Origin of the sequence: Ferruginibacter sp. (genome assembly GCF_031430955.1) — a bacterium.
Lineage (GTDB): Bacteria > Bacteroidota > Bacteroidia > Chitinophagales > Chitinophagaceae > Ferruginibacter.
Genome location: NZ_JANPCM010000455.1, coordinates 1 through 5111, shown reverse-complemented (window position 1 = coordinate 5111; position 5111 = coordinate 1). Strand labels below are relative to the sequence as shown.

Below are 5111 nucleotides of genomic sequence, written 5' to 3'. Positions count from 1 at the left end.
GGCAATCGTTGCACCCGGTAATTTGTACCAGGTATTCGCCACGTTTAATTAAATCTTCTTTTAAAGGGATGGCTTTTGCAGTATCTTTTGGCATATCACTGGTATTATTACATGCTGTAAATAATGCAATAAAAATTAAGGTAAAGGCAATTACTGAATTTTTCATTTTTTTAGTTTAAGGTTTTAAAATAAAAAACGTAAAGATTTCAGAGGTAAGTTGCTGCAAATAAAAATTTGCAGCCAGAGTTTAAAAGTAAAAAAGTTTTTTGAAAAATAACAATTCTAATCATCAAAAAATTTATTTGCACAAAAAACCTATATTTATTCTCCGGCAATTAAAGCAAATTTTAAATTTAACCTTTTATGTTCCCTAAAATATTATTGGTATTTTTTTTTACAACTTTTTTTTGTAATTCCTTTTCTCAGCAAAATGCTGTTGATTCTTTTTTAAATACCCAGTTAAATGCAGCTGGAGAAAACCCTTTACGCAAAGCGGATGCCTATAATACTACGGCACGTAAATTTATAAGAACCGATTTAGGAACCTCTTTAATTTTTTCGAGAAAAGCATTGGAAATCTCTACTAAAGAAAAATATGTATCGGGCATGGCAATGGCCTATTGCAACATTACCACAATACTGGAGCGGCAGGGTAAAATTGATGCTGCATTTACCGTAGCGGATAGTGCAGCGGCTTTGGTAAATAAAGATACCAGCCATGTGGTAAAATGGTATTATGCATCTAACCTGGGTAATTTGTACCGGCGCAAAGCTAATTATCCACTGGCATTGCAATATTACCAGCAAACTGCAAAAATTGCTGAAGATAACAAAGATGAAAAATTAACTGCAAGCAGTTATAATTTATTGGGCATAATTTATTTAACCACCAACGACCTGGACAGGGCAGAGGAGTTTCATAAAAAATCTTTAGTGCTACGAACAGCGTTGAAAGATTCCATGAGCATGTATTATTCGTACGATAACCTGGGCATTGTAAACAGGGAAAGAAAAAATTATGATAAAGCACTGGAATATTATTTTAAGGCAAAAGAACTGGTAGAATTATTAAAAGACTCTGCAGGAATTTCTTTTATGTACAATGATATTGGTGCAGCCTATTCATTTAAAAATCAAACTGCAGATGCAGAAAAATATTTAAAAGCCTCTATTGGTATAAGAGAACGTAATAACGAATTGCACGAGCTGGCTTACACGTATAATTATTTAGGCGAAAATTACGAACGCAAAGGAGATCTGGTAAATGCAGAAGCGGCGATTAAAAAAGCATTATCAATTGCAGTTGCAATAAAAAATAATAAGCAATTGATAGAGGCACACGAAAGCCTGGCCGATTTTTTCAGCCGCAATAAAAAATATGATTCTGCTTATGTGTATGAGCATAAATATAAATTGATAAAAGATTCTATTATTAAAAAAGACCAGCAGGAAATAATTGCAGAGCTTACCACTAAATACGAAACGGAAAAACAAAAAACACGTATTAAAGAACAGCAGCTGGAAATTACAAAAAAGAATTACTGGCTGGCAGGTATTTTGGGTGGGGCATTGGTGTTAATGGCAGGAGGTTATTCTTTTTACAAACGCCGTAAACTAAAGCAGGAAACAAGATTACAGCAGGAAATTATTAAACAGCAGGATCTTTCTACCAAAGCTGTAATTGCAGCTGAAGAAAACGAACGTAAACGCATAGCCAGCGACTTGCATGATGGCGTTGGGCAGATGATGAGTGCAGCTAAAATGAATTTATCTGCTTTTGAAAGTGAACTGACTTTTGCAAACGAAGAACGTAAACTTGCCTTTGAAAAAATTATTCAGTTGGTGGATGAAGGTTGCAAAGAAGTACGCAATGTAAGCCACCAGATGATGCCTAACGCATTATTAAAACAGGGGCTTGCAAGCGCTATAAAGGAATTTATTGATAAGATTGACAACAGCATTATTAAAGTTACGCTGCACACAGAAGGTTTAAACGAAAGATTAAACAGCAACACCGAAACTGTTTTATACAGGGTAATACAGGAGTGTGTAAACAATGTAATTAAACATGCTAACGCCAATGTATTGGATATTGCTTTAATAAAAGATAAAGATGGTATTGCAGTAACAATAGAAGATAACGGCCGTGGTTTCGACAGCAGTAACAAAATGAATTTTGAAGGCATCGGCCTTAAAAATATAATTTCGAGGATTGAATATTTAAAAGGAAATATTGAATTTGATGCAGCGCCGGGTAAAGGAACATTGGTGGCAATACATATTCCAAAAGTGTAATTTTATTTGAATTTTTAAAGAAACGTTGCGTTATTTTAAATTAATAAACACAAAGTTTCCTAAAAAATATTTAAGAAAGATGCTGCTAAGCGTTTACCAGTTTTGCAATATCAATTTTTTTCATTTTCATAATTTCCTGCATTACCCTTGGTGCTTTTTCGGTATCGGTCATTAGTTTGCCCATAATATTTGGAATAATCTGCCACGAAAAACCAAACTTATCTTTAAGCCAGCCGCATTGGCTTTCCTGCCCGCCATCTGCTGTAAGTTTATTCCAGTAGTTATCTATTTCTTCCTGTGTTTCGCATTCCACCACCATTGATACAGCTTCGTTAAATTTAAACATGGGGCCGCCGTTTAAACCCATAAATTTTTTCCCGTTCAGCTCAAAATTTACAACCATGGGGGTATCTGTTGTAATTTTTGAATTTTTAAAAACATTGCAGTAAAAATCTGCAGCAGCTTTGGCCTGGCCATCAAACCATAAGCAGGGATAAATTTGATTTGTCATTTTTAATATTTTTTTATTAGTTAATTTGCTTCTGCATAGTTTTTAAAATTATTAAGAATTGCCTGCCAGCCGCCCTGTTGCAATTCTAATGAATTCATTTCTTCTGCTTCAAATTTTTCAGCAATTTTATAACCGTTATCCTGTTTTATAAAATCAATTTTCACCTTTCTTCCATCACCAAGTATGTATTCAATTTTTTTATTGGGTTCAACCGCAGTGTAAGTGCCACCAAAATCAAAACCAAAACTGCCGTCTTTTGCTGCCATATAAAAAGAAAAATTTCCTCCCACTTTTACATCGTTCTCTGCCTTTGGTGTGTGCCAGTCTGCGGATGCATTGTTCCATTGGGTAATGTGTTCAGGTGCTGTCCAGTGTTCCCAAATTTTTTCAATAGGTGCTGCAACAATTGTTTCTATTGATAATTCAATGGGCTGCTCTGCCAATTCTTTTACCACAGCCAATGCTTTGGGAAATTTATCTGTAAAATATTCTGCAAAATTCTCTGGCGCATCAAGATTTATATCAAGCATTGTGTTGCCATTTCCTTCTTTTAAAGAATACGATTCTAAACCACCACTCCATAATTTTGTTTTTTCATCAATGGGTTGTTTTTCAAAATTTTTAATTTCACCCAAATGCCTAAAACTCATAAATTCATTTGGTTTGCTTTGTTCTATTTTGCTGAACATGCCGCCGCCACCCGGCGATAAAAATTGTATGTCGCTCCCTTCTTTCCAGTCGGAAAGGGCATAAGAACCTTCCTGAAATGGAGCTGTCCATTTGCGGTAGGTAATATCGTTCCATAAAACCTGCCATACTTTTTGTGCTGAAGCATTAATACCAATGCTGAAATGTATTTTTTTCATACCATTTATTTTTTGGTTAATACTGTTGTTTTAATTTGATAACACAAAGATGCAATAACAAATTAAAAACAGCGAGTGGTAAAAACGACAAGTTAAGGGGCTGAATATGACAGCAGGTTTAATTCATCAGTTGCAGAATATGATTTTTGATGACTTCAATAGCACTCTTTGTATTTTTTTTGCAACTGTTTATATGTTCTTTTAGTATTTTATTGTCCTAAGCATACAAATTGTTATTATCTATTTTTTACTATAATTTAAATTTTCATCTTCCCGCAACAGTATCTTTTTTATCAATACAATTTGCCCCAAATGATAATGACTGTGCTCAATAATACCATGAAAGTTTCTGTAGTAATTGCCATATTTTTTATCTGTAAAATCTTCCCAAAGTTTATGCTCCGGTAGTTGTTCCACCAGTTGAGCAAAATTTTCGGCATCGCTCCACAGCTTGTTCAATAATTTTTCCCAATCATTTTGTGAGAGAATGGGCGGAAGGTTAAAACTGTATTTATCACTGGCGTCGAGGGCTTCTCCCTGCAATACTCTTAATACTGCACTTACATAATAATTAATATGGTAAACTAGGGTTGCAATAGTATTAAAAGAATAAACTGTTGTTGTTGCCTGCTGCCAGGTAACACCGGCCAAATTATCTTTAAGGTTAGATGAGGTCCAGTTGCCCCCAAAATAAATTTCTCTAAAGTGTTTTGCAATTTGTGCTGTTAAATTCATACACTGATTTTTATTGTTTATTCAGCCAAAACTTATAGAGTTCAACAATTTCGTTAAAATCTACTTTATCTTCGTTTACAAAACCTTTTAAATCTCCGCTAATTATATTTTTGCTGTGCAAAAATTTGCATTTCCAAAATAGTAAAAGTCAGTGAAAACTTTTTTTCATTTCGCTATAATTTTTTAGGGTGTTAAATAAAATTGGCACTAATTTAAGTTTGTGATTTTTTTTCTTTTTATAAATATACACACAATGACAATGAGTAAAAAGCTTGTATGATTTTTATAATGATAAGCTGTGGAATTTACATAAGGAAACAACCGTTAACAAAGCTACTTCACCACTACCTTCGAGAAGAGCATTTAAATGAAACAAAAGAACTCTGGCATGAACATCATGTAATTGAATTAATAATTTTTAACTGTACTAAAGTTCGGTTGTACTTATTTTTAAAGTTAATAATTTTTTCAAATTTTAAGTGGCCGTTTTTTGGAGAAGCTTACAGTAGCATAGGAAACGTACACCGCTGGTTAAAAACCAATCGGCGGCGAATGAAGTAAGCGGTGAATAAAGCGATGCACCCACAAAGTCGGAGGCGAAAAACCCAATGTTAGCGGCTGGCTTATTCTATCAGTATTAGGTTGTCTCTGACTTTTGAATACCTTTCCCATTTTATTGGTTCGGTCAATTTTGAATGAATGTC

The 5111-nt window shown here is 34.0% G+C and carries 4 protein-coding genes; 1 reads left to right on the top strand and 3 read right to left on the bottom strand.

All coding sequences use genetic code 11. The annotated features are described in order from the left end of the window. Window positions 1-363: 363 nt before the first annotated feature. On the top strand, window positions 364-2295 hold the full coding sequence (locus tag ACY65O_RS12570; protein ID WP_462221204.1) for an ATP-binding protein: 1932 nt from the start codon (window positions 364-366) through the stop codon (window positions 2293-2295). A gap of 85 nt (window positions 2296-2380) precedes the next feature. Here the strand turns inward: ACY65O_RS12570 and ACY65O_RS12565 are convergent, their stop codons facing one another. The 3 genes from ACY65O_RS12565 to ACY65O_RS12555 form a co-directional block, all read right to left on the bottom strand. Continuing rightward, a complete protein-coding gene (locus ACY65O_RS12565) occupies window positions 2381-2806 on the bottom strand; it encodes a VOC family protein (protein ID WP_462221203.1) in 426 nt (141 codons plus the stop codon). 20 nt (window positions 2807-2826) lie between these two features. Then, the gene (locus ACY65O_RS12560; protein ID WP_462221202.1) at window positions 2827-3672 is read right to left on the bottom strand and encodes an SRPBCC family protein; all 846 of its coding nucleotides are present in this window, start codon (window positions 3670-3672) and stop codon (window positions 2827-2829) included. Window positions 3673-3912: 240 nt separating this feature from the next. Next, window positions 3913-4407 (bottom strand): DinB family protein, encoded by a 495-nt coding sequence (locus tag ACY65O_RS12555; RefSeq protein WP_462221201.1) that lies wholly within the window; start codon window positions 4405-4407, stop codon window positions 3913-3915. Window positions 4408-5111: the final 704 nt, after the last annotated feature.